This window comes from Tateyamaria sp. 7Alg 36, assembly GCF_059882455.1.
In genome coordinates this window covers 817,305-842,014 of record NZ_CM187613.1, presented here as the reverse complement: position 1 = coordinate 842,014, position 24,710 = coordinate 817,305, and the positions used below count along the sequence as shown (strand labels likewise).

General features: G+C 62.2%; 31 protein-coding genes. 21 read left to right on the top strand and 10 right to left on the bottom strand.

All coding sequences use genetic code 11. The annotated features are described in order from the left end of the window. Window positions 1-9 precede the first annotated feature (9 nt). Window positions 10-444 (top strand): hypothetical protein, encoded by a 435-nt coding sequence (locus AC6GQJ_RS04095; RefSeq protein WP_500772037.1) that lies wholly within the window; start codon window positions 10-12, stop codon window positions 442-444. A 33-nt stretch (window positions 445-477) separates the two neighbouring features. Here AC6GQJ_RS04095 and AC6GQJ_RS04090 read toward each other — a convergent pair whose 3' ends face one another. The 4 genes from AC6GQJ_RS04090 to AC6GQJ_RS04075 all read right to left on the bottom strand — a co-directional run bounded on the left by AC6GQJ_RS04090 (window position 478) and on the right by AC6GQJ_RS04075 (window position 3,655). Continuing rightward, window positions 478-861: a response regulator gene (locus AC6GQJ_RS04090; protein WP_500772035.1), complete on the bottom strand. Its 384-nt coding sequence runs from the start codon at window positions 859-861 to the stop codon at window positions 478-480. A gap of 87 nt (window positions 862-948) precedes the next feature. Next, window positions 949-1,659, bottom strand: coding sequence for a histidine kinase dimerization/phospho-acceptor domain-containing protein (locus AC6GQJ_RS04085; protein WP_500772033.1), 711 nt, complete (start codon window positions 1,657-1,659; stop codon window positions 949-951). 54 nt (window positions 1,660-1,713) lie between these two features. Beyond that, on the bottom strand, window positions 1,714-2,103 hold the full coding sequence (locus tag AC6GQJ_RS04080) for a response regulator (protein ID WP_500772031.1): 390 nt from the start codon (window positions 2,101-2,103) through the stop codon (window positions 1,714-1,716). Beyond that, window positions 2,096-3,655 carry a sensor histidine kinase gene (locus AC6GQJ_RS04075; protein ID WP_500772029.1) on the bottom strand — a complete coding sequence of 520 codons (1,560 nt, stop codon included), beginning with the start codon at window positions 3,653-3,655 and terminating at the stop codon, window positions 2,096-2,098. Before AC6GQJ_RS04075 ends, AC6GQJ_RS04080 begins: the two co-directional genes overlap by 8 nt. Before the next feature lie 240 nt (window positions 3,656-3,895). Between AC6GQJ_RS04075 and tig the strand changes: the two genes are divergently transcribed. Continuing rightward, window positions 3,896-5,230: a trigger factor gene (gene tig, locus AC6GQJ_RS04070; protein ID WP_500772027.1), complete on the top strand. Its 1,335-nt coding sequence runs from the start codon at window positions 3,896-3,898 to the stop codon at window positions 5,228-5,230. 78 nt (window positions 5,231-5,308) lie between these two features. Here the strand turns inward: tig and AC6GQJ_RS04065 are convergent, their stop codons facing one another. The 5 genes from AC6GQJ_RS04065 to rpsF all read right to left on the bottom strand — a co-directional run bounded on the left by AC6GQJ_RS04065 (window position 5,309) and on the right by rpsF (window position 8,543). After that, window positions 5,309-6,412: a hypothetical protein gene (locus AC6GQJ_RS04065; RefSeq protein ID WP_500772025.1), complete on the bottom strand. Its 1,104-nt coding sequence runs from the start codon at window positions 6,410-6,412 to the stop codon at window positions 5,309-5,311. Between the two features lie 173 nt (window positions 6,413-6,585). Then, entirely contained in the window at window positions 6,586-7,140 is a 555-nt protein-coding gene (locus AC6GQJ_RS04060) for a DUF4329 domain-containing protein (RefSeq protein ID WP_500772023.1), read from the bottom strand. Window positions 7,141-7,289: 149 nt separating this feature from the next. Further along, the gene (rplI, locus tag AC6GQJ_RS04055) at window positions 7,290-7,922 is read right to left on the bottom strand and encodes a 50S ribosomal protein L9 (protein WP_500772022.1); all 633 of its coding nucleotides are present in this window, start codon (window positions 7,920-7,922) and stop codon (window positions 7,290-7,292) included. A 12-nt stretch (window positions 7,923-7,934) separates the two neighbouring features. Continuing rightward, complete coding sequence (gene rpsR / locus AC6GQJ_RS04050) at window positions 7,935-8,162, bottom strand: 30S ribosomal protein S18 (RefSeq protein ID WP_039018159.1); 228 nt, start codon at window positions 8,160-8,162, stop codon at window positions 7,935-7,937. An 18-nt stretch (window positions 8,163-8,180) separates the two neighbouring features. Next, a complete protein-coding gene (gene rpsF, locus AC6GQJ_RS04045; RefSeq protein ID WP_500772019.1) occupies window positions 8,181-8,543 on the bottom strand; it encodes a 30S ribosomal protein S6 in 363 nt (120 codons plus the stop codon). A 301-nt stretch (window positions 8,544-8,844) separates the two neighbouring features. Between rpsF and AC6GQJ_RS04040 the strand changes: the two genes are divergently transcribed. Together AC6GQJ_RS04040 and AC6GQJ_RS04035 are read left to right on the top strand one after the other, a co-directional pair. Next, window positions 8,845-9,330, top strand: coding sequence for a hypothetical protein (locus tag AC6GQJ_RS04040; RefSeq protein WP_500772017.1), 486 nt, complete (start codon window positions 8,845-8,847; stop codon window positions 9,328-9,330). A gap of 156 nt (window positions 9,331-9,486) precedes the next feature. Continuing rightward, complete coding sequence (locus AC6GQJ_RS04035; protein ID WP_500772015.1) at window positions 9,487-10,059, top strand: YceI family protein; 573 nt, start codon at window positions 9,487-9,489, stop codon at window positions 10,057-10,059. A 194-nt stretch (window positions 10,060-10,253) separates the two neighbouring features. Here AC6GQJ_RS04035 and AC6GQJ_RS04030 read toward each other — a convergent pair whose 3' ends face one another. Further along, window positions 10,254-11,459: a cytochrome b/b6 domain-containing protein gene (locus tag AC6GQJ_RS04030; RefSeq protein ID WP_500772013.1), complete on the bottom strand. Its 1,206-nt coding sequence runs from the start codon at window positions 11,457-11,459 to the stop codon at window positions 10,254-10,256. 158 nt (window positions 11,460-11,617) lie between these two features. Between AC6GQJ_RS04030 and fabD the strand changes: the two genes are divergently transcribed. From fabD to AC6GQJ_RS03945, 17 genes are all read left to right on the top strand, one after another. Next, entirely contained in the window at window positions 11,618-12,550 is a 933-nt protein-coding gene (fabD, locus tag AC6GQJ_RS04025) for an ACP S-malonyltransferase (RefSeq protein WP_500772011.1), read from the top strand. After that, window positions 12,522-12,986 (top strand): GyrI-like domain-containing protein, encoded by a 465-nt coding sequence (locus AC6GQJ_RS04020; protein ID WP_500772009.1) that lies wholly within the window; start codon window positions 12,522-12,524, stop codon window positions 12,984-12,986. The genes fabD and AC6GQJ_RS04020 overlap by 29 nt, the downstream gene beginning before the upstream one ends. Before the next feature lie 22 nt (window positions 12,987-13,008). Further along, complete coding sequence (locus AC6GQJ_RS04015) at window positions 13,009-13,413, top strand: hypothetical protein (RefSeq protein WP_500772007.1); 405 nt, start codon at window positions 13,009-13,011, stop codon at window positions 13,411-13,413. Window positions 13,414-13,476: 63 nt separating this feature from the next. Beyond that, window positions 13,477-14,214 (top strand): 3-oxoacyl-ACP reductase FabG, encoded by a 738-nt coding sequence (gene fabG, locus AC6GQJ_RS04010; protein ID WP_500772005.1) that lies wholly within the window; start codon window positions 13,477-13,479, stop codon window positions 14,212-14,214. 183 nt (window positions 14,215-14,397) lie between these two features. Beyond that, a complete protein-coding gene (locus AC6GQJ_RS04005) occupies window positions 14,398-14,631 on the top strand; it encodes an acyl carrier protein (protein ID WP_407593363.1) in 234 nt (77 codons plus the stop codon). A gap of 164 nt (window positions 14,632-14,795) precedes the next feature. Continuing rightward, a complete protein-coding gene (locus AC6GQJ_RS04000) occupies window positions 14,796-15,332 on the top strand; it encodes a GNAT family N-acetyltransferase (protein WP_500772003.1) in 537 nt (178 codons plus the stop codon). A gap of 97 nt (window positions 15,333-15,429) precedes the next feature. Then, window positions 15,430-16,689, top strand: a complete 1,260-nt coding sequence (fabF, locus tag AC6GQJ_RS03995) for a beta-ketoacyl-ACP synthase II (protein WP_500772001.1) — start codon at window positions 15,430-15,432, stop codon at window positions 16,687-16,689. After that, a complete protein-coding gene (gene mltG / locus AC6GQJ_RS03990; protein WP_500771998.1) occupies window positions 16,689-17,855 on the top strand; it encodes an endolytic transglycosylase MltG in 1,167 nt (388 codons plus the stop codon). Before fabF ends, mltG begins: the two co-directional genes overlap by 1 nt. A 298-nt stretch (window positions 17,856-18,153) precedes the next feature. Then, entirely contained in the window at window positions 18,154-18,498 is a 345-nt protein-coding gene (locus AC6GQJ_RS03985) for a hypothetical protein (RefSeq protein WP_500771996.1), read from the top strand. Further along, window positions 18,422-19,777 carry a DNA-packaging protein gene (locus AC6GQJ_RS03980; RefSeq protein ID WP_500773803.1) on the top strand — a complete coding sequence of 452 codons (1,356 nt, stop codon included), beginning with the start codon at window positions 18,422-18,424 and terminating at the stop codon, window positions 19,775-19,777. Before AC6GQJ_RS03985 ends, AC6GQJ_RS03980 begins: the two co-directional genes overlap by 77 nt. A 164-nt stretch (window positions 19,778-19,941) precedes the next feature. Beyond that, window positions 19,942-21,129, top strand: a complete 1,188-nt coding sequence (locus AC6GQJ_RS03975) for a phage portal protein (RefSeq protein WP_500773801.1) — start codon at window positions 19,942-19,944, stop codon at window positions 21,127-21,129. Next, entirely contained in the window at window positions 21,122-21,346 is a 225-nt protein-coding gene (locus tag AC6GQJ_RS03970) for a GTA head formation protein, RCAP_rcc01685 family (protein WP_500771994.1), read from the top strand. Before AC6GQJ_RS03975 ends, AC6GQJ_RS03970 begins: the two co-directional genes overlap by 8 nt. Before the next feature lie 17 nt (window positions 21,347-21,363). Next, window positions 21,364-21,927: an HK97 family phage prohead protease gene (locus tag AC6GQJ_RS03965; protein ID WP_500771992.1), complete on the top strand. Its 564-nt coding sequence runs from the start codon at window positions 21,364-21,366 to the stop codon at window positions 21,925-21,927. 37 nt (window positions 21,928-21,964) lie between these two features. Next, entirely contained in the window at window positions 21,965-23,155 is a 1,191-nt protein-coding gene (locus AC6GQJ_RS03960) for a phage major capsid protein (RefSeq protein WP_500771990.1), read from the top strand. Window positions 23,156-23,322: 167 nt separating this feature from the next. Continuing rightward, window positions 23,323-23,919: a head-tail connector protein gene (locus AC6GQJ_RS03955; RefSeq protein WP_500771988.1), complete on the top strand. Its 597-nt coding sequence runs from the start codon at window positions 23,323-23,325 to the stop codon at window positions 23,917-23,919. Then, a complete protein-coding gene (locus tag AC6GQJ_RS03950; protein ID WP_500771986.1) occupies window positions 23,916-24,254 on the top strand; it encodes a head-tail adaptor protein in 339 nt (112 codons plus the stop codon). Before AC6GQJ_RS03955 ends, AC6GQJ_RS03950 begins: the two co-directional genes overlap by 4 nt. Continuing rightward, entirely contained in the window at window positions 24,251-24,661 is a 411-nt protein-coding gene (locus AC6GQJ_RS03945) for a DUF3168 domain-containing protein (protein WP_500771984.1), read from the top strand. The genes AC6GQJ_RS03950 and AC6GQJ_RS03945 overlap by 4 nt, the downstream gene beginning before the upstream one ends. Window positions 24,662-24,710: the final 49 nt, after the last annotated feature.

Below are 24,710 nucleotides of genomic sequence, written 5' to 3'. Positions count from 1 at the left end.
GGAGACCGGATGTCGGTAACAGTTTCACTTTTCATCATCGACCCCAGCCTTGGCACAGTGGACGAGGATGATTTCGACAACCACGATCTGGCCGAACTGCTGGCCGCCGACCGCGAGGCAGGGCTGGCCATCGAATCCAATGGTGAGGTGATCGTGCGCGACGGGATCGACGATTTGCTGTTGGGGATGTGCATATCGGTCCCCGAGATGCTGGATCAGGGCGAGGACCACACCCATGTCTCCTTTGCCGGATATGACAGCGCCGAAGTGTCGGTCGAGGTCGAATCGGTTTCGATCGAATGTGACGGCGAAAGCGTGATGGCCGACAAAGAGGAACTGGTAACCGCCTTGCGCGAGGCGGGCGAACGCTATGGCGAGATGCTGAAAGAGGCATTTCCCAAAGCGACATCGCGCTGGCAGGAATTGGTGGACGCCGCCAGCTAAGGGCATCTGCGCAGGGGTTATCCGCGCGGCGCGTCAGGCCACCTGCATTTCGGGGGCGTCGGCAGTGACATGTTTGATCATCGTGTCCAACTCGCCCAGATGTACGGGCTTGCGCAGCACCAGTCGCGCATTCTGTGACATGCCGAACAGTTCCCCTTTGGGAAACATGCCGCTGCCGGTCATAAAGATGACGGCAGCGTCGGGCGCGGAATAGGCGGCATAGTTGGCCACATCCGTGGACATGCCGTTTTCGACCATCAGGTCCAGCAGCAGGATATCGGGGGTATGGCGGCGCAACACCGCCATGGCCTGTTCGTTGTCACAGGCCACATGCACCTCGTGCCCCGCGCCGCGCAGCGCCTCACCGATAACGAATTGCAGCCCCACGTCATCTTCCACCACCAGAACTACCGCCATCTCACCCTCCTATGCTCTGGCGTTAGTGGTAGGGCGGGACGCTGAAATAGTTCTTAACGCAGGCGGGAACGTTTACGGTTTTGCCCTTCAAATCTTAGTCAAATCGGCGCTGCACAGAACGTCAAAGCGCGCGCCGCTGTCTCCTTCAGCCGTGGCGGTGATCTGCCAGCCGTGTCGTTTGCAGATCATGGCGCAGGCTAATAGTTCGGCGTCGTCGGGGGCTGCACTAGGCAGGAACGGCGTCGCATCTGCAAGGCCCGCAGAGATGTCGGTGATGCGGAGATGGTGGGGGGCGATCAGGGTGACGGTGCCGTGCGGTGCTTCGGTCGGATGCGGGTTACGGTCCGCATGCGTCAGCAGGGTTTTTAGCAGCAGGTGCAGCAAGTCGGGATCGGCCTGCTGTGTCCATGTGGTGCCTGTGACGTGAACGCGGGCGTTATCGGCACAAAGGTCGGCGACCACCGCATCCACCGCTGCGCGCATATCCACGGGGCGGGGGGAAAGGGCGTTCACGTCAGCGCGCGCCTGATCCAGCAGGGCGGTGGCCAGATCGTCCAATTGCTGCGTCGCACGGGTCATATAGTCGATGTATTCCAACGCCTTTTCTGGCAGGTCGTCCGCCATCTGGGTGTTCAGCAGGTACAGCAAGCCGGACAGCGTATTGATCGGTGTGCGCAAATCATGGACGGCGGCGTGGGTTGCGCCCTCTTGCACTAGCAGGCGGGTTTGCACAGCGTCCAGACGGGTACGTACGCTGTCGCGGACGGGCAGGGCGGGCATCAGAACCACGGTGCGCACAGCGCGCTAGCATTGCGCCTGTGTGCTGGACATGCGCGCCAAAGGGGCATGGACCTAGCCTGCGGCACAGTAGCTCTCGATCAGGTCGGTCAGCCGCTCGGGCGACACGGGCTTGCTCGCAAAACCGTTCATGCCAAGCGCCTTTACCCGCGCGTCGTCATGGAAATTCACATCGGCCGTCATGGCGACGATGGGCACGTCGCGCGCGACCGTATCGGCAAAGGCGCGGATGGTGCGCGTCGCCTCCACCCCCGACATGACGGGCATGTGCAAATCCATCAGCACCAGCCCGAACCGGTCTGGCGCGTCGGCCAGCACTTCGCAGGCATGCTGGCCGTTGCAGGCAGCCTCCACACGCGCGCCCATGGTGGCAATGATTTCGGTCATCATGAAACGGGTAAGGTCATCATCCTCTACCACAAGGACTTTCTTGCACTCAGCCATGGTCGGCCTCCGGTCGTTCGACATCATTCAGGGTGATCAGAAAACAGGTCAGGTAGTCGTGTCTCTCCGGCGCGCTCAGCGTCAGCGTCGCGCCCATGAGGCGGGCGATTTCCTTGCTGATGGTCAGGCCAAGCCCCGCGCCGCCATGAGCGCGTTCGATACCGTCCTCGCTTTGGGTGAAGCGGTCGAAAATGCGTGCCTGCGCCTTGATCGGGATGCCGATGCCGGTGTCGCAGATGCGGATTTCAATGCTGTCAGGGGCGGGTTGGTGCAGGGCGATTTTGATCTTTCCCGCGCCGGTGAACTTGGCGGCATTGTCGATCAGGTTCTCGACGATCTGTGTCAGGTGCGGGCCATCCAGCAGGTAGGCCCGATGCAGATGCGGATCAACGTCCAGCGTGACGGCCAGCGACTTTTTGTAAAACCGCACCGAGGCGAGGGCGCTTTCATGCCATTCCTTGGCCAGTGCGCGCAGATCGGTGGGGCGTTTGGCAATGGTTACCGCATTGGAATCAAGGCGCGACAGTTCCAGCACGTTGGTCAGTTGTTTCAGCAATTGCTGCGCCGCCATGGCCGCACAATGCACATATTGGCGCTGCCGTTCGGCCATGTCGTCGGTCGCTTCCAGCAAGTGCAGAAAGCCGAGGATCGCGTTCAGAGGCGTGCGGACCTCGTGACTGATTGTGCCGATGAAACTGGTGCGCACCGACAGCGCCTCGCGCGCGGCGCGTTCGCTTTTGGCCCGTTCGCGGATTTCGGTGTTGGCACGGGCAAGGGCGGTATTGGCGCGCTGTTCGAAACTTTTAATGGCCAGCACGATCTGGTCGATGTCATCGGGGGCTTCCCGCGGCGTGCGGTCTAGCCGCAAATCCGCGATCCGGCGGTCGGGATCCGACCCCGCCAAATGATGCGCGATGCTGCGCAGATGGCGGATGATCAGCCGGTGTACTGCATAAAGCAGCACAAGGGCCGCCAGATTGGCCTTGGCCAGATTGCTCAGCAGCGTCACCCAAAGCTGTTCCCAGATACGCGCGTTGATCGAATCGAGCGAAATTTCGATCTCGAGCGTGCCCATGACCTGCACCTCGCCGGTGTCGCTTTGATGTTCCAGCACGATGCGGTCCAGAATGGGCGAATCTGTCGAGGTGCCGCGTTCCCATTGCGTGCCGGTCTGGCTGGTCAGGGCGACGAAGGTGACGGATTCGTTGGTCACAAGGCCATCGAGGATGATGTTGATCTGGTCGTAATCGAAGGTCCACAGCGCAAAGGCCAAGGGCTGGCTCAAGGCGCGGTCCACCTGTTCCAGCGCGTTGATCGCATCGTTTTTCTGTCGCTCGAAACTGCTGACGATCTGGATGGCGGTGGAGAACACGGACAGGACCGACCCGATTAGCAGGGACACCACCACCAAACGCCAAGCCAACTGGTTGCGAAACATGCCCACGCCAACACCCGCGCCCTGAAAGGCACCGAACCGCCCAAGGCGTGGCCGGTCAGGCCGGATCAGGCCCTGTCGTCGGTCAGGTCGATGGGCGGGGGCGGGAAGGGGCATCAGAGTCCAGTAAAGTGCAGCTGCGCGAAGGGGTCCGCCCATCTTGCGCACGCCGCCTTAAACCGGAGTTAACGCGCGCGAAGGCACCGCAGACGCGGGGCGAGACAGAAAAACACGCGCGCAAACCAGCCTTTTTCGCCTGTTTGGCCCAATCCGCTTGCACACCGCCTGCGCGCTGCATAGAAGGGCGCGAATTTCCGATCAGCCCCATTAAGGGGCCTATACCCCATGGGAGCACACATGCAGGTCACCGAGACGCTGAACGAAGGTCTGAAACGCGGATATGCGATCACCGTAACCGCCGCCGAGCTTGAGGCAAAGGTCAACGAAAAGCTGGTCGAGGCACAGCCCGGCATCGAGATGAAAGGTTTCCGCAAGGGCAAAGTGCCAATGGCATTGCTCAAGAAACAGTTCGGCCAACGCCTGATGGGCGAAGCGATGCAGGAAAGCATCGACGGCGCGATGTCCGAGCACTTCGAAGCCTCCGGCGACCGCCCTGCGGCGCAGCCCGAAGTGAAGATGACCAACGAAGACTGGAAAGAAGGCGACGACGTTCAGGTTGACCTGACCTACGAAGCCCTGCCAGCGATCCCCGAAGTCGACCTTGGCAAACTGACGCTTGAGCGTCTGGTGGTCAAAGCCGGCGAAGCGGACATCGACGAAACTCTGGGTTCGCTTGCCGAAAACGCGCAGGACTTCGAAGCGCGCAAGGCGGGCAGCAAAGCCAAGGACGGCGATCAGGTTGTCATGAACTTTGTCGGCAAGGTTGACGGCGAAGCGTTCGAAGGCGGCTCTGCCGAAGATTACCCGCTGGTATTGGGGTCGAACTCGTTCATCCCCGGCTTTGAAGAGCAGCTTGTCGGCGTGAAAGCGGACGAAGAAAAAGACGTTACCGTCTCCTTCCCCGAAGATTACCAAGCCGAGCATCTGGCAGGCAAAGAGGCCGTGTTCTCTTGCACCATCAAAGAGGTGAAAAAGCCCGTTGCTGCCAAAATCGACGACGAACTGGCCAAGAAATACGGCGCAGAAGACCTCGAAGGTCTGAAAACACGTATCTCCGAGCAGCTTGAAGGCGAATATGCCGGTGCGGCCCGCGCGGTGATGAAGCGTTCGCTGCTGGACCAGCTGGACACCGCCGTCAGCTTTGAACTGCCGCCAAGCCTTGTCGAGGCCGAAGCCAAGCAGATCGCACACCAGTTGTGGCACGAAGACAACCCAAACGTCCAAGGTCACGATCACCCCGAGATCGAAACCACGGACGAGCACACCACGCTGGCCGAGCGCCGCGTGCGTCTGGGTCTGCTGCTGGCCGAACTTGGCCAGATCGCCAATGTCGAAGTGACCGACGCCGAAATGAGCCAAGCCATCATGGCACAGGCCCGTCAGTACCCAGGTCAGGAACGCCAGTTCTTTGAATTCGTTCAGCAAAACCAGCAGATGCAACAGCAGCTGCGCGCGCCGCTGTTCGAAGACAAAGTGGTCGATTACATCGTGGAAAACGCGACAGTGACCGACAAGGAAGTGTCCAAGGAAGATCTGCAAAAAGCCGTCGAAGCACTGGAAAACGACGACTGATCCAAGCGATCATCCTAAAATTAGAAGAGGCCGCTCCTGCAAGGGGGCGGCCTTTTTGCTGGGGCGGTCGGGCGGGCGTTAATTCGGGAACTTGGCCCGCAGTGAATCGTCCACCTTCTTGATGCCCTTCTTGTTGTCGAAATGGTGGCATTTGATCCCTTCGGAGTTGCCGTCCTTTTCCGCAAGATAATGGCCGAACACCATCTTCAACGCCTCAATGATCTTCTTGTCGGTGGCGAGCGCAATATCGACGGCCTCACCGCTCAGGTGGCGCGAGACGCTGCCCCACGGGGCCTTGGACATCATGCAACTGATAAAGCCGGCCATGTTGCCTGCGGCGTGCAGATCGTCGAGTTCTTTCCACAGCGGCTGGTTCTTGGACTGGCGCAAGAACACATAGACGCCGCCGTTTTTCCCGTCTTTCTTCAGATGCTTGTCCCAGCCTTTGAACATGGCGCGGGCTTGGCCCTTCTTGTCGCGAAGGCCGGATTTCACGTCGATCGCCACGCCGCCATAATGCGAGGACACGGCATATAGCGCGTCGATCAGCGGCTTTTTCACGCCGCTTGTCTTGCCTGTCACCTTGCCGGGGCAGGTGTCGGGGCCAGTGTCGATCTCCTTGATCTTCTCGTCGATCTTCTTTTTCACGGCCTTGTTCATCTGGTCCGAGATTTTCTTTGCCTGCTTTTGTGCATCCTGCGGGGTGCCCACGACGCCCTTCTTTTCATCGCTGTCCCAGAAGGAATCAAAGAACTCCTCGGCCTGCGTCGAGATGGATTTCCACAGATCGCCCCATGACGAACTTTCCACCTTTTGCGCCTTGGCGGCCTTTTCCATGTCTTTCTTGACTTGGGCCAGGGCCTTCTGGCGTTCCTGAGTTTTCACCTGCTGGACCTTGGCGTCCTCTTTCTTCTTCTCGGCCTTGGCCTTGCCGGGGCCCGCGTTCAGCTTGGCAAGCGTGCGCTTGCCCGGATCGACGCGCCCATCAGGGCGGAACAGGCAGATTTTCTGCTGGAAGTCGCTGATCGCTTTCTCCAGCTTGGGGCTCGCCTCGCCATTGGGTTTGAGTTTGGGAAAGCCGACTTCGCTGGCGAACGGGTTCAATAATCCTTGGATCGCCTTAACGTCTTCGGGCATGTTTTTACCGCCTTTTCCGACGGAGGATTTAATTTTTGCGGCCATGACAGGCTCCTGAAAATGAGGTGACAGCACGCTGATAATTGTCAGCTGTGATGATCGTATGTCGAAAGGGTCGATTTCTCCAAACGCTATGAGTGTAAAACCGCCTGTGCGCGGCGCAGGCGGGGGCAGGAAGGGGGCGCAAGGCGCGCCCGTGTGGTCAGGGTAGGCGGGGCCTAGTACTGGCGCAGCTGGTCCAGCGTATAGGTCGGCGCGACAAAGAAGTCGGGATCGTCGCGGTGGTTCGGGTCAGGCACAAGGCAGTTGCGCCCGCAAATCTGGCGCGCCACGCGGTTGCGCGCGTCCACATACCACATCCGCCCGCCCGGCGTGGCGATATAGCCGTCTGTGCCGTCCTCGATATCGGTGCGCATGTCGTCAAAGGACGGCACCTCGGTGAAGTATTCGAGACTGTAGGATCCGTGCGTATGGTACGAGGCAACGACGGTGAAATCCGCGCTGCTGGGCATCGGCGGCAGGCACGAGGCGCGGCGTCCCCGGCGCGGTTCGCTGGCCACATATTGCCCGTTGCTGTCCACGCCGATCAGCCCGCAATATTCGCGATCCTGCGCGATGGACAGGGGCTGCAATTCGTTGAACAGGCGACTGACAAAGGCGATCTCGGTCGGGGTTTGCGCCACGGGGCGCTGCGCCATCTCCAATGTCTCAAGATCCTCGACCACACAGGCGGCGAGCGGACAGAATAGCACAAGTAGCAAAGCGTATTTCATAGCGCGCATCCTTACGGCCTGATCCTGCGCTGTCCAGAGATTGGTGGCACCCGCCGCGCGCTTATGGCTGCGCAGGGCAGGGCGGATACGAAAAAACCGCGCCCTGTGACGGGGCGCGGTTTTCAATGTCTTTAACGGTCGCGTCAGGCTTAGGCCTGCGTTTCCTCGGAAGAGTCGCTGTCGTCCGCAACACCTGCGGATTGGGCCAGATCTTCGTCTTCGGACGCGGCAGAACCGATATCGTCGAACAGTTCCTGAATTTCGAATTCGGCTGCTGCTTCTTCTTCGGCGGCCAGTTCCTGAATGGATTTGCCGGACGCTTGCAGTTCGGCTTCTTCAGGGGAACGGGCGACGTTCAGTTGCACAACAACTTCGACTTCGGGGTGCAGGGTGACGTGTACGTCGTGCAGGCCCAGCTCTTTGATCGGACGTGGGATCACGACCTGTTTACGATCAACAGAGAACCCTTCGGCAGTTGCCACATCGGACGCATCGCGCGGTGTGACGGAGCCGTAGAGGTTGCCACCATCGGACGCCTGACGGATCACAACGAATTGCTGACCGTTCAGTTTGTCGCCGAGGGCCTGTGCCTCTTTGCGGGTTTCGAGGTTGCGGGCTTCGAGTTGCGCTTTTTGCGATTCGAAGTCGGCGATGTTGGCTTTGGATGCCACGAGCGCCTTTTTCTGCAACAGCAGGTAGTTGCGCGCATAGCCTGGTTTGACGTCTACGACGTCGCCCATCTGGCCCAGCTTCGCAACACGTTCAAGAAGGATCACTTGCATGTCAGTTACTCCTTATTTCACTGCGTAGGGCAGCAGGGCGAGGAAGCGGGCGCGTTTGATGGCACGGGCCAGTTCGCGTTGCTTCTTGGCCGAAACGGCGGTGATACGGGAAGGAACGATTTTGCCACGCTCAGAGATGTAGCGCTGCAGAAGACGTGTGTCTTTGTAATCGATCGCAGGTGCATTGTCGCCCGAGAAGGGGCAGACCTTGCGGCGGCGGAAAAACGGTTTGCTTGCCATGGTTCAGGTCCCTCTCTCTCAGCGGCGCTCGCGGCGTTCGCCACGGCCTTCGCGCTCGTCGCGCTTTTGCATTTGGACGGACGGGCCCGACTGGTGCTCGTCGACCTTGATCGTCAGAACGCGCATGACATCGTCGTGCAGGCGCATCAGGCGTTCCATTTCTTGGATCGCTGTTGCGGGGGCATCTGTGCGCATGAACGCATAGTGACCCTTGCGGTTCTTGTTGATCTTGTAGGCCATGGTTTTGACGCCCCAGTACTCGTTATCAACGAGGGTGCCACCATTGTCCGACAGGACTGTTCCAAAATGTTCGATGAGGCCCTCGGCCTGAGTGTTGCTCAGGTCCTGACGGGCGATCATCACATGCTCATAAAGAGGCATGGACGTGCTCCACTTCTATCAAGGCGCATTTCATAGATCGACCAAATGGCCCTGCGGGTCGATCACGAGGTGATGCGCGGCAAAAGGTATTTGCAGGGACGCGTCCGTATACAGGCATCAGCGCACAGGGCAAGGCAAAAGATGCCCCAATGGCAGGGTAAAACGCGCCTTTGGCCGTTGTTTTGCGCCTTTCGGGCCGGTTTTGCGGGGTTCTACACCACAGGTTAACCAAACCCGTGCCCTATTTTGGTCAAATTCACAGGGAAGGGTGGCCCCATAGTGTGAATAGGATCAGTGTATTATGACCGCTTCGACAGATATTGCCCACTACACGCGTATTGCTGACGCCCCCCACATGATCAATGGCCAACGGATGTTGGCGCGCGGTGCCCGACGGATCGGCGGGCTGGCGCTGGTGCTGGCCGCCCTTGGCCTGTGGTTCGCGCCCGGTGCGTCGTGGGAGGCGGACACGGCGCTGTTCAAACTGGCCGTGTCGGTGATGCTGGCCTTTGGTGGCTTGGGCGTTCTGCATGCGGGGCGTTCCGTCCCCGCGGTCGAGGTCGAGGTGGACACGCTGCGCCGCGAAGTGCGCCTTGTGCGCGGCAAGGGGCGGGCGCGCAGTCTGGTCAGCCGCACGCGCATGGCCGATCTTGGCCCTGCCGAGGTGCGCGGCACGATGGTGCGCCTTTGGGGGCCGGACGGTGTGCTGCTGGTCGAACTGGCGATGACGGACCCGACAGGGCGCTATCACCTGATCTCGGCCCTGCGGGATGCGGGCAAGCTTTGATCCGCGCCGACTGACTGTTTCCTACGCAGATGCGCACAAAAGCGCCGGAGTTGTGTTCAATTTCGCGCAGATGCTGTTGAACCCTGTGCGGTTGCGCATCCGTCCCAAGACGCCACATTGGTCTCAGGTACATTCACCCATGGAGACCAACGACCAATGAAATCCCTGCTTCTTCTTTCTGCCGCGCTGTCTACGACGGCCAGCCTTGCCTTTGCTGCTGACCGTTACGAGCTGGATTCCAGCCACAGTCAGGTGGTCTTCTCTTACAACCACTTGGGCTATTCGACCACGTTCGGCATGTTCTCGGGCTTTGAAGGCGAGATCATGTTCGACGCCGAAGCCCCAGCGAATTCCAGCGTGAGCGTGTCCATGCCGACAAAAAGCATGTTCACCGGCTGGGAACAGCGCGACGGCCACTTCATGTCCGACGACTTTTTCGGCGCAACGGACGAGGATATGATCACTTTCGTGTCCACCGGCATCGAAGTCACCGGCGAGGACACAGCGCTGATCACCGGCGATCTGACCATGAACGACGTCACCAAATCGGTGGTTCTGGACGCGGTCCTGAACCAAGCAGGTACGCACCCGATGGCGAACAGCGAATGGCTCGGCTTTAACGCCACAACCACGCTGATGCGCTCGGACTTCGGCCTTGGCGCTTTTGCGCCTGCGATTGGCGACGAAGTGAAAGTGCAAATCTCGCTGGAAGCGGGCAAAGCCGAGTAACGACTATTTAGTCAGACAGGTTTGGAAAAGGCCGCGCAGGGTTGCGCGGCCTTTTTGCGTGGGCGGTTCCCTGATCCGTCTGTCGAAAAGACGCGCTGGCGCGCGGCGCGATTTTATTCAGAGCCACCTTTTCAGGTGGCTCTGGTTTTTGCCTTCGGCGAGGATTTTTTTGGAACAGAGAAGGGGGGGACGCGTCAGCCTTGGGGGGCGCGGGTGGCTTGCAGGTCGATGTCGATATCGACGCCGAACTTGAGGCTGTTTTCGTCCGCCATATTGTCGCCGATACCAAAGCTGCGCCGATCCACCGAGGTGCTGCCGTTGGCCCATGCTGTGTCGCCTTCGAGGCGCAGGCCGAAGGGCAGGGTGAGGGGCATGGACTGGTCCTTGATCGTCAGGGTGCCTTGCGCCTCGTAGCCGTCAGGGACGGGCACGATGTCGGCCTTGAACGTGGCGGTGGGGAAGTCGGCGGCGTTGAAATAGTCCGGGCCCATGGCCTGATCCGTGACAGAGCCGAGGGTGAGCGAGGCGATGGCCACGGTCACGTCGACCTGTCCGGCGGTGCCGGTTTCGGTGGTTTCGTCAAAGCTGATCGCGGCGGTCCAGTCGGCAAAGGTGCCGGACACTTCGGAGCCGAACTGGGTCACGGTGATGCGCAATGCGCCTTCGGTCACCTGCCAGTCGGATTGCACCTGTTCGAGTTCCGCTGTGGCGCGCGCGGCGCTGTGCGGGGCATAGACACCAAGGACCGCGCCGATCGACAGGGCCACTGCCCAGAGTGCCAGTGCCGCCAACGCGGGTTTGGTATGACTGTGTTTGGCGGGGGTGTCGGGCAGGGCCGCATTGCCGAACCACATGCGACGCAGGGTGGCGTCCTTGTCGATGATCTGGTGTTTCAGCGCGCCTGCGATGTGCAGCAATACGGCGACGGCGAGCACTTTGGTCAGCACCCAGTGGGCCCCGCCAAAGATCGCCTCGATACCGGCGGATTTCGGCACGAGCGGCAGGTTCTGGCCGAGGGGCCACCAGATCGGGGCAAAGCCGGAGGTGGCGGCGTGATGTATCCAGCCCGACAGCGGCACCACCACAAGCGAGCCGTAAAGCAGCCAGTGCACCGTTTCCGCGACGAGGTTCTCGGCCTTGCGTTCGGGGTGCAGCGGGCCGGGTTTGGGCTGTGTCAGCGCCCAGCCGATCCGCGCCAGTGCGACAAAGAACACCGCCACGCCCAGCGTTTTGTGCAGCGAGAACAGCCATGCCTTGCGGGCCAGTTGCTCGGACGTGTCAAAGGGCAGTTCATTGGCGATCAGACCCATCGGGATCAGGCTGATGATCAGCAGGGCCGTCAGCCAGTGAAAGGTTTTTGCGACAGAGCCGAACCGGTGTGCGGTATTGGTCAGGGGCATGGGGATCCTCGGATGGGGTGGGGCGTGATCGTTCCAATGTTACGCAGTGGGCAGGGGTTGCAACTGCAAATTCCCGCACAGGCGGCGTGCAGGGGTGCTTGTCTGTGCTGTGCCACCGGATTAACCTTAAGGACGTAACAAAAAAGGCACGTTAGGCAATGAGCACAGCATTCGTATTTCCCGGACAAGGGGCGCAGACCATCGGCATGGGCCGTGATTTGGCCGACGCCTATCCTGCGGCGCGGGCGGTTTTCGAAGAGGTCGACGCGGCCTTGGGCGAGAAGCTGAGCGCGCTGATCTGGGAAGGGGATATCGAGACGCTGACCCTGACGCAGAACGCGCAGCCTGCGCTGATGGCCACCTCTATGGCTGCGATGCGCGCGCTTGAGGCCGAAGGGGTGGGCGTGGAACGCGCTGCCTATGTGGCGGGTCACAGTCTGGGCGAATATTCCGCGCTATGTGCGGCAAAGGCGTTCAGCGTGGCGGATGCGGCGCGGTTGCTGCGCATTCGCGGCAAGGCGATGCAAGAGGCGGTGCCGGTTGGCGTTGGCGCGATGGCCGCCATTCTGGGGCTGGATTTCGAGGCGGTGACTGCCGTGGCCGAAGAAGCCGCACAGGGCGAGGTCTGTCAGGCTGCCAATGACAACGATCCGGCGCAGGTTGTCGTGTCGGGGCACAAGGCCGCTGTGGAACGTGCCTGCGAGATTGCCAAGGCCAAGGGGGCGAAACGCGCGATGCTGTTGCCCGTGTCCGCGCCCTTCCACTGTGCGCTGATGGCCCCTGCGGCGGATGCGATGGCCGAGGCGCTGCAATCGGTCGAGATCGTTGCCCCTGTTGTGCCTGTGGTGGCGAACGTGCTGGCCGAGGCGACCAGCGATCCGGCGCAGATTCGCGAGTTGTTGATCGCGCAGGTCACAGGGCGCGTGCGCTGGCGCGAATCCGTGGCGTGGATGGCCGCGCAGGGTGTCACCGACATGTGGGAGATCGGGGCAGGCAAGGCGCTGTCCGGCATGGTGCGGCGCATCGATCGCGCCATCACGGCCCGCAATGTGGGTGCGCCTGATGATGTCACGGCTGCCCGTGACGCCTGAACTGGTCAAATTCGATGCCGTCCGCATGGGCGGCATCGTGCGGACGATTCCCATGATCGACCGGATGCAGCGCATTCCGACCCTGTTTGAACGGCTGGACGATGCGCTGGATCAGGCGCAGGTGTTCTATGCGGGGCCGCAAACTGCGCTGTACCGGATTGATGGCGACCGGATGGAGGTGCGGATCGGCGTGCCGCTGTTCCAGCCCTTGGACGGGTTCGAGATGTTCGACGCTCCTGCGGGCCGGGCCCTGTGCCAGCGGGTGACGGGGCCGCTGAATGGGTTGCCCGGTGTCTATCGCAGCCTCACGGACGAAATCAGCGCCCTTGGCCTAACCCGTGGCACTTGGGCGCGTGAGGTTTACCGCTTTATCGCCAAGGATGCGGCGCTGAATGTGACGGATGTCAGTATTGATGTGACGGACGTGCTGCATTGACACGCGCAGGCCGCGCCCTCGGATGAGTTTTGCACAGGCCATGGCGGCGCAGCCCGACTGGGTGGTGATCTGGATGAACATTCTGCTGCTGGGCGGTTTCATCCTGCCCGTGGCGCTGTTGATCTGGCCCGAGACGCGGCTGGCCGGTGTCGCATCCATCCTCGGCAATATCATCAACGCAGGTGTGGTCACGGCGATGTATAACGCCATGGGCTATGTCAAGCTGTTGGGATTGCCACATATTATCCTGTGGGGGCCGTTGGTCATTTATCTGCTGATGCGTGCGCGCGATCCCGCCACAAGGGTCTGGCCGCGTCGCATTTGCTGGATCATCGCGATCACGCTTGGGATATCCTTGGCATTTGATATTGTGGATGTTGTGCGCTGGCTTTGGGGTGAACGCACGGCGACAATCCTGCCGGCGTGACTTGCGTTAGCGCAAACCCCGTGGCAGGGCTGGGCAAACGGGAATGCGGAAGAAGGGAGTACTATGTTTGATCTGACAGGGAAATGCGCGCTGGTGACAGGTGCGTCGGGTGGAATCGGTGCCGATATCGCACGCAGCTTGCACGCGGCGGGCGCAACTGTGGGCCTGAGCGGCACGCGGGTCGAGCCATTGCAGGCCTTGGCGGATGAACTGGGCGAACGCGTCCATGTGCTGCCCTGCAACCTCAGCGATGGTGAGGCGGTTTCCGCCCTGCCGAAACAGGCCGCCGAAGCGATGGGCGCGGTTGATATTCTGGTCAACAACGCAGGCATCACCCGCGACAACCTGTTCATGCGCATGTCCGAAGAGGAATGGCAGTCGGTTCTGGATGTGAACCTGACCGCGACGTTCAAGCTGTGCAAAGGCGTGATGCGCGGCATGATGAAGGCCCGCTGGGGCCGGATCATCAACATCAGCTCGATTGTGGGGGCCACCGGCAATCCGGGTCAGGCGAACTATGCCGCCTCCAAGGCCGGTATGATCGGCATGTCCAAAAGCCTTGCCTACGAGGTTGCCAGCCGTGGCATCACGGTCAATGCGGTCGCTCCCGGCTTTATCGAGACGGCGATGACTGAAAAGCTGACAGATGATCAAAAGTCTGCAATCATGGAACAAATCCCCGCCGGTCGGATGGGGCAGGCCCAAGAGATCGCAGCGGCCGTCCTGTACCTTTCCAGCGCCGAAGCGGGATATGTCACTGGGGCGACCTTGCACGTAAATGGCGGCATGGCCATGTTGTAAGAGGGGTCACCCTCAAGCCTTGCCATCCTTAGCTGTTATGCTAAAGGGGGCGCAGAATTCGACGTTGCGGCAGGTTTGCCGTGGCGTTTCACCGCCCCAAGGGGCAAAGACCAGAGCCCCGACTTTCATGGGGACACCACTTGGGGGCCGTACCATTCGCCCCGGCAGAACGAGGACAGTCATATGAGCGACATCGCAGACCGCGTGAAGAAGATCGTTGTGGAACACTTGGGTGTAGACGAGGACAAAGTCACTGAAAACGCCAGCTTCATCGACGACCTGGGCGCAGACAGCCTGGACACCGTGGAACTGGTGATGGCATTCGAAGAGGAATTCGGCATCGAAATCCCCGATGACGCCGCAGAAACCATCCAGACATTCGGCGACGCAGTTGGGTTCATCTCCAAGGCGTCCTAAGCCAGTCACCTGACCCGCTAAACGCGAGTTCAGGGTAAACGGCGCGCTTCCATTTGCGGAAGCGCGCCGTTTTTTTATGTCCGGCGGGTGCATTGCTTGCATTCGGTTCGCTGATGCCCGCAAGGTCGGGGCAATCAGAAAAGAGATGGGTCAGGACGCCATCCATGAGCAGACATGTTCCGACGATCAACACGGCGCGCATCACCTTGCGGGCGATGCGCCCGAGCGATTTTGACCGCTTTGCCGAGATTTGGGCGATGCCTGAAGTCGTGCGCGATGTGGGCGGTGGGCCGTGGTCGCGTGATCGGGCGTGGTCGTCCTTTGTGTTTCAGGCGGGGCATTGGCAGATGACCGGCTTTGGCCAGTGGGCGATCGAGACGCACCGCGCCAAGCAAATGATTGGCCAGACCGGCTTTTTCTATGGAGCGCGCGGTCTGGGACAGGATTACGACGCCTATCCCGAGGCGGTGTGTTTTATCGATCCGGCCTTTGCCGGAACGGGTTTGGGCCAAGAGGCGGCGCAGGCGGCCCATGACTGGTTCGACCGCGTCGTGACCGGCCCCTTGGTCTGTCGCGTGATGCCGGACAATCCGTCGGCGGCGCGGCTGGCACAGCAGTTGGGCTATGCGCCGCTGCGGGAGGCCGAGTCCGAGGGCTGCACCTATCAGTTGTATTTCCGCAAATCTCCGCCGCAGGTCTAGGGCAGGCGGACAGAGAGGCGATGCGTGCTGCGGGGCTTGAACAGGGGCCTTCGGGCGCGGTATGAGGCATGAAAGAGACATGAGAGGGCACGAGCAGATGCGCAGAGTGGTTGTGACGGGATTGGGGCTGGTGACACCGCTGGCCGATGGGGTCGAAGCGTCGTGGAGCCGTATTCTGGACGGTCAGTCCGGCGCGGGCCCGATCACGGGGTTCGACCCCGAGGGGCTGGCCACCACATACGCCTGCGAAGTGCCCTTGGGCGACGGGACGGACGGCACGTTCAACGCCGACGCCTATATGGAGCCGAAAGAGCAGCGCAAGGTCGACACGTTCATCATGTTCGGTCTGGCCGCTGCACAGCAGGCGGTCGAGGATTCCGGCTGGATGCCCGAAGATGACGAAGGTCGCGAGCGCACGGGCGTTCTGATCGGTTCCGGCATCGGGGGGCTGAATTCAATCGCGAACACTGCCGTGATGATGGAGGCCAAAGGCCCGCGTCGCGTCAGCCCGTTCTTTGTGCCAGGGGCGCTGATCAACCTGATTTCGGGGCAGGTCAGCATCCGGTACCAGTTCAAGGGGCCGAACCATTCGGTCGTGACCGCCTGTTCGACTGGCGCCCATGCCATTGGTGATGCGGCCCGTCTGATCATGCTGGGCGATGCGGATGTGATGGTTGCCGGTGGGGCCGAGGCCGCGATCTGCAAGATCGGCATCGCGGGCTTTAACGCCTGCAAGGCGCTGTCCACCAAACGTGCCGACGATCCCAAGAAAGCCAGCCGTCCCTATGACGCGGACCGTGACGGGTTTGTCATGGGCGAGGGCGCGGGAATTGTGGTGCTGGAAGAATACGAGCACGCCAAGGCGCGCGGTGCCAAGATCTATGCCGAAGTGTGCGGCTATGGCCTGTCGGGCGATGCCTATCACATCACCGCACCGTCCGAGGACGGCGACGGGGCCGAACGGTCCATGCGTGCCGCCCTGCGCACCGCGGGGATCGAACCCAAAGACCTCGACTATATCAACGCGCATGGCACATCGACCATGGCCGACACAATCGAACTGGGCGCGGTCCAGCGGATGCTGGGCGAGGATGCGGGCAAGGTGACCATGTCGTCGACCAAATCCGCCACCGGCCACCTGCTGGGCGCTGCGGGCGCGATCGAGGCGATCTTCTCGGTGCTGGCGATCCGCGATCAGGTTTGCCCGCCGACCATCAACCTCGACAATCCCGCCGTGGATACGCCGATTGATCTGGCGCCCAACGCCAAGCGCGAGCGTGAGGTGAAATACGCCCTGTCCAACAGCTTTGGCTTTGGTGGCACCAACGCGTCGGTGATCTTCGGGAAAGTCGACTGATGTGGCGATCAGTTGCGTCGAATGCGCTGACATTCCTGATTGTAGGTCTGTTTGTGGCTGGCGGTGTCATCATCTGGGGACGCGGGCAGTATGAATCTGCCGGTCCTCTGGCCCAACCCATGTGTTTGCAGGTGGAGCGCGGGACAAACTTCCGCCGTGTAAGCCGCAACCTGGAAGAAGAGGGCGCTGTGAGCAGCGCGTCGATCTTCCGGATCGGGGCGGATTATGCCGACAAGACGGACCAGTTGAAGGCTGGCAGCTATCTGGTCGAGGCTGGTGCCTCGATGGAAGAGATCGTGGAGATCATCACCCAAGGCGGCGCAAGCACCTGTGGGACCGAAGTGGTCTATCGCATCGGGGTGAACCGTCTGAGCGCACAGGTGCGCGAGCTTGATCCTGCGACCAACCGCTTTGTGGAACGTGCCGAGTTCCAGCCGGGTGTGGACGAAACGCCAGAGGTCTATACCGCCGTTCGGGATGCGCAGGACACGCGCTATCGCATCGCGTTGGCCGAAGGGGTCACAAGCTGGCAGGTGGTGACGGCGCTGCGGAGCATGGAAGTGCTGAAGGGCGCGGTCGAGACTGTGCCGCCGGAAGGTGCGCTGGCGCCGGACAGTTATGAAGTCCGCCCGGGCGACGAGCGGGGCGCGTTGCTGGCCAAGATGCAGGAACAGCAGGAGCTGTGGGTCGCTGCCGCGTGGGAAGCGCGTGCCGACGATCTGCCCATCGAAAGCCCCGAAGAGTTGCTGACCCTTGCGTCCATCATCGAAAAGGAAACCGGTATGGCCGAGGAGCGCCGTCAGGTGGCGTCGGTCTTTGTGAACCGTTTGAACCGTGGCATGCGTTTGCAGACGGACCCGACGGTGATCTATGGCATCACCAAGGGGCAGGGTGTGCTGGGGCGCGGTTTGCGTGCTTCCGAGCTGCGTGCGGTGACGCCGTGGAACACCTATGTCATCGAAGGGCTGCCGCCGACGCCGATTGCCAATCCGGGACGGGCGAGCCTGATGGCCGCGGCACAGCCGGACGAGACGCCCTATGTGTTCTTTGTGGCGGATGGGACGGGCGGTCACGCCTTTGCCGAGACGCTGGAAGAGCATAACCGCAACGTCGCACGCTGGCGCGAGATCGAAGCCGAGCAGGCGAACACGTCCGATGACGGCTAAGCATATCGGCGCGGCGGGCCTTGGTGTTCGCTGCGCCGCACTCGCCTAGGTTGTGTGAGTGGCTTCAAGGGTTTGCGCGGTGCGCGGCCTGCAAATATCTGAAATATAAAGGTTTTGTTAACCCGAGCGTACGCTGTGGCGTGCGCCTGTTTGCGCAAATGCCTTGACTTTGCGAACGGTCACACGTATAACTTGTGGCAAGCTAGGAAAAGTGGGCAAGCGACCGTCGGAGGGATCCGAGGTCGCTTTTTCATTTTGCTCGTGCGGGGGGATCCCAACGCATGAGAGGTTTGCACATATGACACTTATCACCCCGGGGCTTGAAGAAGCCCGCACCGATGAGCTGCTGCTGTCGGTGCACGACTCGTTGAGCGATCTTCGCCGCGAGATCACAGCCCTCAAAGAAAGGGTAGCGGCGGGGGAGGACGTCAAGCTTGCTGAGTTGAAATCCAGAGGTACGGAGCTGAACTCGGCGCTTGTGAATTGCCAAAAGTTGGAGACAACGCTTGCAGAAGTCAGACAAAAACGCAGCCAGATTGCCCAAGGGGGATACGCCCTTGACCTTGATGCTGCCAGGGTTGAGGTCAGGTGCGCACTTGGTCGCCTGCGCACCTGTCGAGGAACAGGAAGCGTTCCTGAATGAATTGGGGGAGGGCGCGCTGTGCGCCCTCCCTTATCTTTTCGAGTTCTGGGCGATGGCGCACCAGTTGCCCCCCGAGGGCGCGTGGCGCAACTGGGTGATCATGGGCGGACGGGGCGCGGGCAAGACCCGTGCGGGGGCCGAGTGGGTCCGATCCATGGTCGAGGGTGCGACCCCGTTTGACAAAGGAAAGGCGCGCCGTGTGGCACTGGTGGGCGAGACGCAGAATCAGGTGCGCGAGGTGATGATCTATGGCGAGAGCGGCATTCTGGCTTGTTCCCCGCCCGACCGTCGCCCGACATGGCAGGCGGGGCGCAAGCGGCTGGTCTGGCCCAATGGCGCGGTGGCGAGCGTGCATACCGCCCACGATCCCGAGGGCTTGCGTGGTCCGCAATTCGATGCGGCGTGGGTGGACGAGCTGGCCAAGTGGAAGAAGGCGCAAGAGACGTGGGACATGCTGCAATTCGCGCTGCGGCTGGGGGAGGAACCGCAGGTTTGCGTGACCACCACGCCGCGCAATATCGGGGTGCTGAAGTCCCTGCTTGAAATGCCATCGACAGTGACCTCCCATGCCCCGACAGAGGCGAACGCGGCCAATCTGGCGCGATCGTTTCTGGAAGAGGTGCGGGCGCGCTATGCCGGGACGCGGCTGGGGCGGCAGGAGCTGGACGGTATCCTGCTGAGCGATGCGGAGGGCGCGCTGTGGACCAGCGAGATGCTGGAGGCGTGCCATTCCAAGGCCATGCCCGATTTTGACCGTGTGGTGGTGGGGGTGGATCCGGCCGTGACCAGCGGGGGGCAGGCGGATGAATGTGGCATTGTCGTGGTCGGGGCCACCATGCAGGGGCCGCCGCAGGACTGGAAGGCCCATGTCATTGCCGATGTGACTGTGCAGGGCGCGCGCCCGTCGGAATGGGCCGCTGCCGCGGTGGCGGCGGTCGAGACCTTTGGCGCGGACCGTCTGGTGGCCGAGGTCAATCAGGGCGGGCAGATGGTGGCCGAGGTGATCCGGCAGGTCGACCCGATGGTGCCCTATCGCGGGGTGCATGCGACGCGCGGCAAGGTGGTGCGCGCCGAGCCGGTGGCCGCCCTGTACGAGCAGGGCCGTGTCACCCACGCGCCCGCGCTGACCGCGCTGGAGGACCAGTTGGTTCTGATGACGCGGCGCGGCTATGTCGGGGAGGGATCACCTGACCGTGTCGATGCGCTGGTCTGGGCCTTGCATGATCTGATGATCGAACCGGCACGGGCCTATCGCAGACCGGGGATCCGGAGCCTTTAACGCCCGAAGCGGGTGGCAGGCCGGCCCTACGGGGTGAGTATTTTCGACGAAGAGAAGCAGGGTCTTTGCCCCTGTTCCAGAGGGCGGTGCCGGTCGGGCGCGCGCCCTTTTTGCGTTTAGACATGGCGGGCCGCGGGCCTGACGGATCGGATAGGAGACCCATGATGGTGTTTGATTTTTTTCGCAACCGAGCCGCGGTAGATGTGCCCGAGCAGAAGGCGAGTGCGACGGGAAAGGTGGTGGCGTGGCAAACCGGCGGGCGGGTGGCGTGGAGCCCGCGGGATGCGGTGTCTTTGACGCGCTCGGGCTTTTCCGGCAATCCGGTGGGGTTCCGGTCGGTGAAGCTGATTGCGGAGGCGGCGGCGGCCTTGCCCTTGGTGTTGCAGGACGACGTGCAGCGGTTTGATACGCACCCCGTTCTGGCGCTGATGCGGCGGCCCAATATCGGGCAGGGGCGGGCGGAGTTGCTGGAGGCCCTGTATGCGCAGCTACTGTTGTCGGGCAATGCCTATGTGGAGGCGGTCGCGGGGGAAAGCGGCGCGCCGCTGGAGTTGCATGTGTTGCGGTCCGACCGGATGTCGGTGGTGCCGGGGCCGGATGGCTGGCCGGTGGCCTATGAGTACAAGGTGGGCGGCAAGGTGCACCGCTTTGATGCCAGCGGGCCGGTCAGTCCGGTCTGTCACATCAAGTCCTTTCACCCCCAAGACGACCATTACGGGTTTTCCCCCATGCAGGCGGCGGCGATGGCGCTGGATGTGCATACCTCGGCCACGCGCTGGTCCAAGTCGCTGCTGGACAATGCGGCGCGCCCATCAGGGGCGATTGTCTATCGCGGGCAGGACGGGCAGAGCCAGTTGAATGCGGACCAATATGACCGTCTGGTCAGCGAGATCGAGAGCAACCATGCAGGTGCGCGCAATGCGGGGCGGCCCATGTTGCTGGAAGGGGGGCTGGACTGGAAGCCGATGGGCTTTTCCCCGTCGGACATGGAGTTCCAGAAGACCAAGGATGCCGCCGCCCGCGATATCGCGCTGGCCTTCGGGGTGCCGCCGATGCTGTTGGGCATTCAGGGGGACGCCACCTATGCCAATTATCAAGAGGCCAACCGCGCCTTTTACCGTCTGACTGTTCTGCCCCTTGCCACCCGTGTGGTGGCGGCGCTGTCGGAGTGGCTGGGCGCGCATACGGGTGATGAGGTGGTGCTGTCGCCCGACCTTGACCAAGTGCCCGCGTTAAGTGCGGAGCGCGACGCGCAGTGGGCGCGTGTGGCGGGGGCCGATTTCCTGACGCAAGCAGAGAAGCGCCGTCTGTTGGGCCTGCCTGCCTTGGCGGCGGAGGAAGCGGATGGATGAGCCGCTGATCGAACGGTTTGCCTGCGCGCCGGGGCTGCGTCTGGAGGCGCATGAGCGGCTGACCGAGGTGCATTTCGAGAACCTGTTGCGGCGTCTGGACCGGCTGGAAGAGCTGATGGAGCGTTTGGAGCGCCGCCTTTGGCTGACGGTTTACGGCGTTGTGGCCGCGGTTCTGGCCACGGGGGCGCAGTCCCTCATGGCCGCCATTCCACATTAAAGCGAAGGAGAGACGTGATGCAGGACGACACCGGTCTGGAGACCAAGTTCGCGCGTTTTGGCGAGGCGATCACCGTCAAGGGCGATCATGTGATCGAAGGCTATGCGAGCCTGTTCGGCGCCCGTGATCAGGGCGGCGATATTGTCAGCAAGGGCGCCTATGCCGCATCGCTGGCCACAAGCCATGCCGAGGGGCGGCGGGTCAAGATGCTGTGGCAGCACGACCCGCTTCAGCCCATCGGCGTCTGGGACGAGGTGCGCGAGGATGCCAAGGGGCTGTGGGTCAAGGGCCGCTTGCTGCCGGATGTGGCTCGGGGGCGCGATGCGGTCGAGTTGATCGCCGCCGGTGCCATTGACGGGCTGTCCATCGGCTATCGCACTGTGAAGGCGACGAAGAACACCAAGGGCCAGCGGCTCTTGACCGAACTGGAGCTTTGGGAGGTGTCGTTGGTCACGTTCCCGATGCTGCCCAGTGCGCGCGTGGCGGCCAAATCCGAGGCGAGCGTTTCGCAGACGGACGCCATGTTGCGCGACATGGCGGCGGCCTTTCGGGGTGTGCGCGCCACCTTGGCGCGGCGCTGAGGCGCGCGCCTTTCACTCACAATCCAAGGAACTGCTGATGAGCAAGACCGAACGTAGGGCTCGGATCGGGGAAGATATGTCTCCGGTCGAGGACGTGGCTGATGCCGTGCAAGGTTTCGTCACGGAATTCAAAGGCTTTCAGGCCGAACTGAACACCAAACTTCAACAAACAGAAGAGCGATTGACTATGCTGGACAGCAAACACATGACCGCTGTACGGACACCTCTGGCCGGTGGGATCGACCACGGCGCGCCCCATCAGAAGGCGTTCAACGCCTATCTGCGGTCAGGCGATGATGACGGGCTGCGCGGCCTTGAGCTGGAGGGCAAGTCGCTGTCGACGGCGGTGAATTCCGATGGCGGGTATCTGGTGGATCCGGTGACCTCGGACAGTGTGAAGTCGGTGCTGAACGCGACCGCGTCGATCCGGTCCATCGCGTCGGTGGTGAATGTCGAGGCGACGTCCTACGACGTGCTGGTCGATCATGGCGATGTGGGGACTGGCTGGGCCTCGGAAACGGGGAACCAGAGCGAGACGGACACGCCGAACATCGACCGCATCACCATTCCCCTGCACGAGTTGTCGGCGCTGCCCAAGGCGTCGCAACGTCTGCTGGATGATGCGGCCTTTGACATTGAAGGCTGGCTGGCGGGGCGCATTGCGGCGAAGTTCGCGCGTGACGAAGCGGCGGCTTTTGTCTCGGGTGACGGGGTGGACAAGCCTAAGGGCTTTTTGACCTATGCCTCGTCTGAGACGGGTACTGAGGTCTGGGGCGAGTTCGGCCATGTGCTGTCCGGCGCGGATGGCGATTTCCCGACGCTGAATGCGGCGGATGCGATCATTGATCTGGTCTATGCCCTTGGGGCGCAATACCGCGCCAATGCGACATTCGTGATGAATTCCAAGACGGCGGGCCGTGTGCGCAAGCTGAAGGACGGCGATGGCCGTTTTCTGTGGTCTGACGGTCTGGCGGCGGCAGAGCCTGCGCGTCTGCTGGGTTACCCTGTGCTGATTTGCGAGGACATGCCCGACATCGCCACATGGGCGCCCGCCATCGCCTTTGGCGACTTTTCCGCCGGTTACACCGTCGCAGAGCGCCCCGACCTGCGCATTCTGCGCGATCCGTTCAGTGCCAAGCCCCATGTCCTGTTCTATGCCACCAAACGTGTGGGCGGCGATGTAAGCGATTTTGCCGCCATCAAGCTGCTGAAATTCGCGGCGGCCTAAGGGCCGAAGTGGATGGCCGGGGAAGGGTACAAGCCTGACCCCGGTTCCCGGGTGCGTGCTGGATGTGCGCCGCATTGTCTAGCTGCTCCCCTCCGACCGAGCAATGCGGACTGGTGCGCGCCCGGACCATTTGGAGGCGAGGGGCCGAATTTCTGTGGAGATGTTCCATGAGTGTGATCGAAGAGACCACGGTGCCGGACACGGCCCTGCCGGTCGAAGAATTCAAGGCGCATTTGCGTCTGGGCAGCGGGTTTGGGCAGGACGACGTGCAAAACGCGGTTCTGACCAGCTTTTTGCGGGCCGCTGTGGTCGCCATCGAGGCGCGCACGGGCAAGATACTGATCGAGCGGGACTTTGTTCTGTCTGTGGTGGCGTGGCGCAACGCGACGGCGGAGAACCTGCCGGTGGCACCGGTGCGGGCGGTGACGGCGGTTACGCAGGTGGATCGTCTGGGCGCGCGCGTCGCGGTGTCGGGGGATGCCTATTGGCTGGAGCGGGACGGCCACCAGCCGAGGTTGCGCCCTGTGGGGTCGTGTCTGCCCACCATTCCGGTGGCGGGCACGGTCGAGATCGCCTTTCGCGCCGGATACGGGGCGGACTGGGCCGAGGTGCCTGCCGATCTGGGGCAGGCGGTGATGCTGCTGGCCGCCCATTACTACGAATTCCGCCACGAGACGTCGCTGAGCGAGGGGTGCATGCCTTTCGGGGTCACATCGCTGATTGAGCGTTACCGCGTGCTTCGTCTGGGCGGGGGCGCGAGATGAGTGTGCCGCGCCTGAACCGGCGCTTGAGCCTTGAGAGCCCTGGCCGTCTGTCCGACGGGGCCGGAGGATTTAACCAAACGTGGACGACAATGGGGGTGCTGTGGGCCGAGCTGACCGCACGGGCGGGGCGCGAGACGCATCTGTCCGGCGTGCCGCTGTCGTCGGTGCCCTATCGCATCGTGGTACGGGGTGCGCCGCAGGGTCATCCCGAACGGCCTTTGCCCGATCAGCGGTTCCGTGACGAAGGGCGGGTGTTCCACATCCGGTCCGTGGCGGAGAGCGATCCCGAAGGACGGTATCTGGTCTGTATGGCCGTAGAGGAGGTGGTCACATGAGTTATGCTGTTTCAGCCGCGCTGCAGAGCGCCGTTTACACGACCCTGAGCGGGGATGCGGATGTCTTTGCCGCTGTGGGGGACGCGGTGTTTGACGGCGTGCCCAGCGGGACGGTGCCAAGCCTGTATGTCAGCCTTGGGGCCGAGACCGTGCGCGCCGAGGATGACAAGACCGGCAGCGGTACGGCGCACCGGTTCGTCGTCTCGGTCGTTACGGATGCGCAGGGGTTCCATGCGGCCAAGGGGGCCGCCGGAGCGGTCTGTGACGCGTTGCAGGACGCGGATCTGGCGCTGACACGGGGGCGGCTTGTGTCGCTGCGGTTTCAGCGGGCCAGTGCCCAGAAGATCGACAACGGGTCGGGGCGGCGCATCGACCTGACCTTTCGCGCGCGGGTCGAAGACGACTAGCGCCGCCGCGCCGCAAGGGCGGAGCGCGTTTTCGTTGTCGCGCCTGTCG

Excerpts from the sequence above, each read along its gene's own strand:
- rpsR (WP_039018159.1), bottom strand. The coding sequence starts at position 8,162 with ATGGCAAGCAAACCGTTTTTCCGCCGCCGCAAGGTCTGCCCCTTCTCG.
- AC6GQJ_RS04060 (WP_500772023.1), bottom strand. The coding sequence starts at position 7,140 with ATGAAATACGCTTTGCTACTTGTGCTATTCTGTCCGCTCGCCGCCTGT.
- AC6GQJ_RS04035 (WP_500772015.1), top strand. The coding sequence starts at position 9,487 with ATGAAATCCCTGCTTCTTCTTTCTGCCGCGCTGTCTACGACGGCCAGC.
- AC6GQJ_RS04075 (WP_500772029.1), bottom strand. The coding sequence starts at position 3,655 with ATGCCCCTTCCCGCCCCCGCCCATCGACCTGACCGACGACAGGGCCTG.
- AC6GQJ_RS03955 (WP_500771988.1), top strand. The coding sequence starts at position 23,323 with ATGAGTGTGATCGAAGAGACCACGGTGCCGGACACGGCCCTGCCGGTC.
- AC6GQJ_RS04080 (WP_500772031.1), bottom strand. The coding sequence starts at position 2,103 with ATGGCTGAGTGCAAGAAAGTCCTTGTGGTAGAGGATGATGACCTTACC.
- AC6GQJ_RS03980 (WP_500773803.1), top strand. The coding sequence starts at position 18,422 with ATGCTGCCAGGGTTGAGGTCAGGTGCGCACTTGGTCGCCTGCGCACCT.
- AC6GQJ_RS04030 (WP_500772013.1), bottom strand. The coding sequence starts at position 11,459 with ATGCCCCTGACCAATACCGCACACCGGTTCGGCTCTGTCGCAAAAACC.
- rplI (WP_500772022.1), bottom strand. The coding sequence starts at position 7,922 with ATGCAAGTGATCCTTCTTGAACGTGTTGCGAAGCTGGGCCAGATGGGC.
- AC6GQJ_RS04000 (WP_500772003.1), top strand. The coding sequence starts at position 14,796 with ATGAGCAGACATGTTCCGACGATCAACACGGCGCGCATCACCTTGCGG.
- mltG (WP_500771998.1), top strand. The coding sequence starts at position 16,689 with ATGTGGCGATCAGTTGCGTCGAATGCGCTGACATTCCTGATTGTAGGT.
- AC6GQJ_RS04020 (WP_500772009.1), top strand. The coding sequence starts at position 12,522 with ATGATGTCACGGCTGCCCGTGACGCCTGAACTGGTCAAATTCGATGCC.
- AC6GQJ_RS04090 (WP_500772035.1), bottom strand. The coding sequence starts at position 861 with ATGGCGGTAGTTCTGGTGGTGGAAGATGACGTGGGGCTGCAATTCGTT.
- AC6GQJ_RS03970 (WP_500771994.1), top strand. The coding sequence starts at position 21,122 with ATGGATGAGCCGCTGATCGAACGGTTTGCCTGCGCGCCGGGGCTGCGT.
- rpsF (WP_500772019.1), bottom strand. The coding sequence starts at position 8,543 with ATGCCTCTTTATGAGCATGTGATGATCGCCCGTCAGGACCTGAGCAAC.
- AC6GQJ_RS03985 (WP_500771996.1), top strand. The coding sequence starts at position 18,154 with ATGACACTTATCACCCCGGGGCTTGAAGAAGCCCGCACCGATGAGCTG.
- AC6GQJ_RS03965 (WP_500771992.1), top strand. The coding sequence starts at position 21,364 with ATGCAGGACGACACCGGTCTGGAGACCAAGTTCGCGCGTTTTGGCGAG.
- AC6GQJ_RS03960 (WP_500771990.1), top strand. The coding sequence starts at position 21,965 with ATGAGCAAGACCGAACGTAGGGCTCGGATCGGGGAAGATATGTCTCCG.
- AC6GQJ_RS04095 (WP_500772037.1), top strand. The coding sequence starts at position 10 with ATGTCGGTAACAGTTTCACTTTTCATCATCGACCCCAGCCTTGGCACA.
- AC6GQJ_RS03945 (WP_500771984.1), top strand. The coding sequence starts at position 24,251 with ATGAGTTATGCTGTTTCAGCCGCGCTGCAGAGCGCCGTTTACACGACC.
- AC6GQJ_RS04005 (WP_407593363.1), top strand. The coding sequence starts at position 14,398 with ATGAGCGACATCGCAGACCGCGTGAAGAAGATCGTTGTGGAACACTTG.
- tig (WP_500772027.1), top strand. The coding sequence starts at position 3,896 with ATGCAGGTCACCGAGACGCTGAACGAAGGTCTGAAACGCGGATATGCG.
- AC6GQJ_RS04040 (WP_500772017.1), top strand. The coding sequence starts at position 8,845 with ATGACCGCTTCGACAGATATTGCCCACTACACGCGTATTGCTGACGCC.
- fabD (WP_500772011.1), top strand. The coding sequence starts at position 11,618 with ATGAGCACAGCATTCGTATTTCCCGGACAAGGGGCGCAGACCATCGGC.
- fabF (WP_500772001.1), top strand. The coding sequence starts at position 15,430 with ATGCGCAGAGTGGTTGTGACGGGATTGGGGCTGGTGACACCGCTGGCC.
- AC6GQJ_RS03975 (WP_500773801.1), top strand. The coding sequence starts at position 19,942 with ATGGTGTTTGATTTTTTTCGCAACCGAGCCGCGGTAGATGTGCCCGAG.
- AC6GQJ_RS04015 (WP_500772007.1), top strand. The coding sequence starts at position 13,009 with ATGAGTTTTGCACAGGCCATGGCGGCGCAGCCCGACTGGGTGGTGATC.
- AC6GQJ_RS04065 (WP_500772025.1), bottom strand. The coding sequence starts at position 6,412 with ATGGCCGCAAAAATTAAATCCTCCGTCGGAAAAGGCGGTAAAAACATG.
- AC6GQJ_RS03950 (WP_500771986.1), top strand. The coding sequence starts at position 23,916 with ATGAGTGTGCCGCGCCTGAACCGGCGCTTGAGCCTTGAGAGCCCTGGC.
- fabG (WP_500772005.1), top strand. The coding sequence starts at position 13,477 with ATGTTTGATCTGACAGGGAAATGCGCGCTGGTGACAGGTGCGTCGGGT.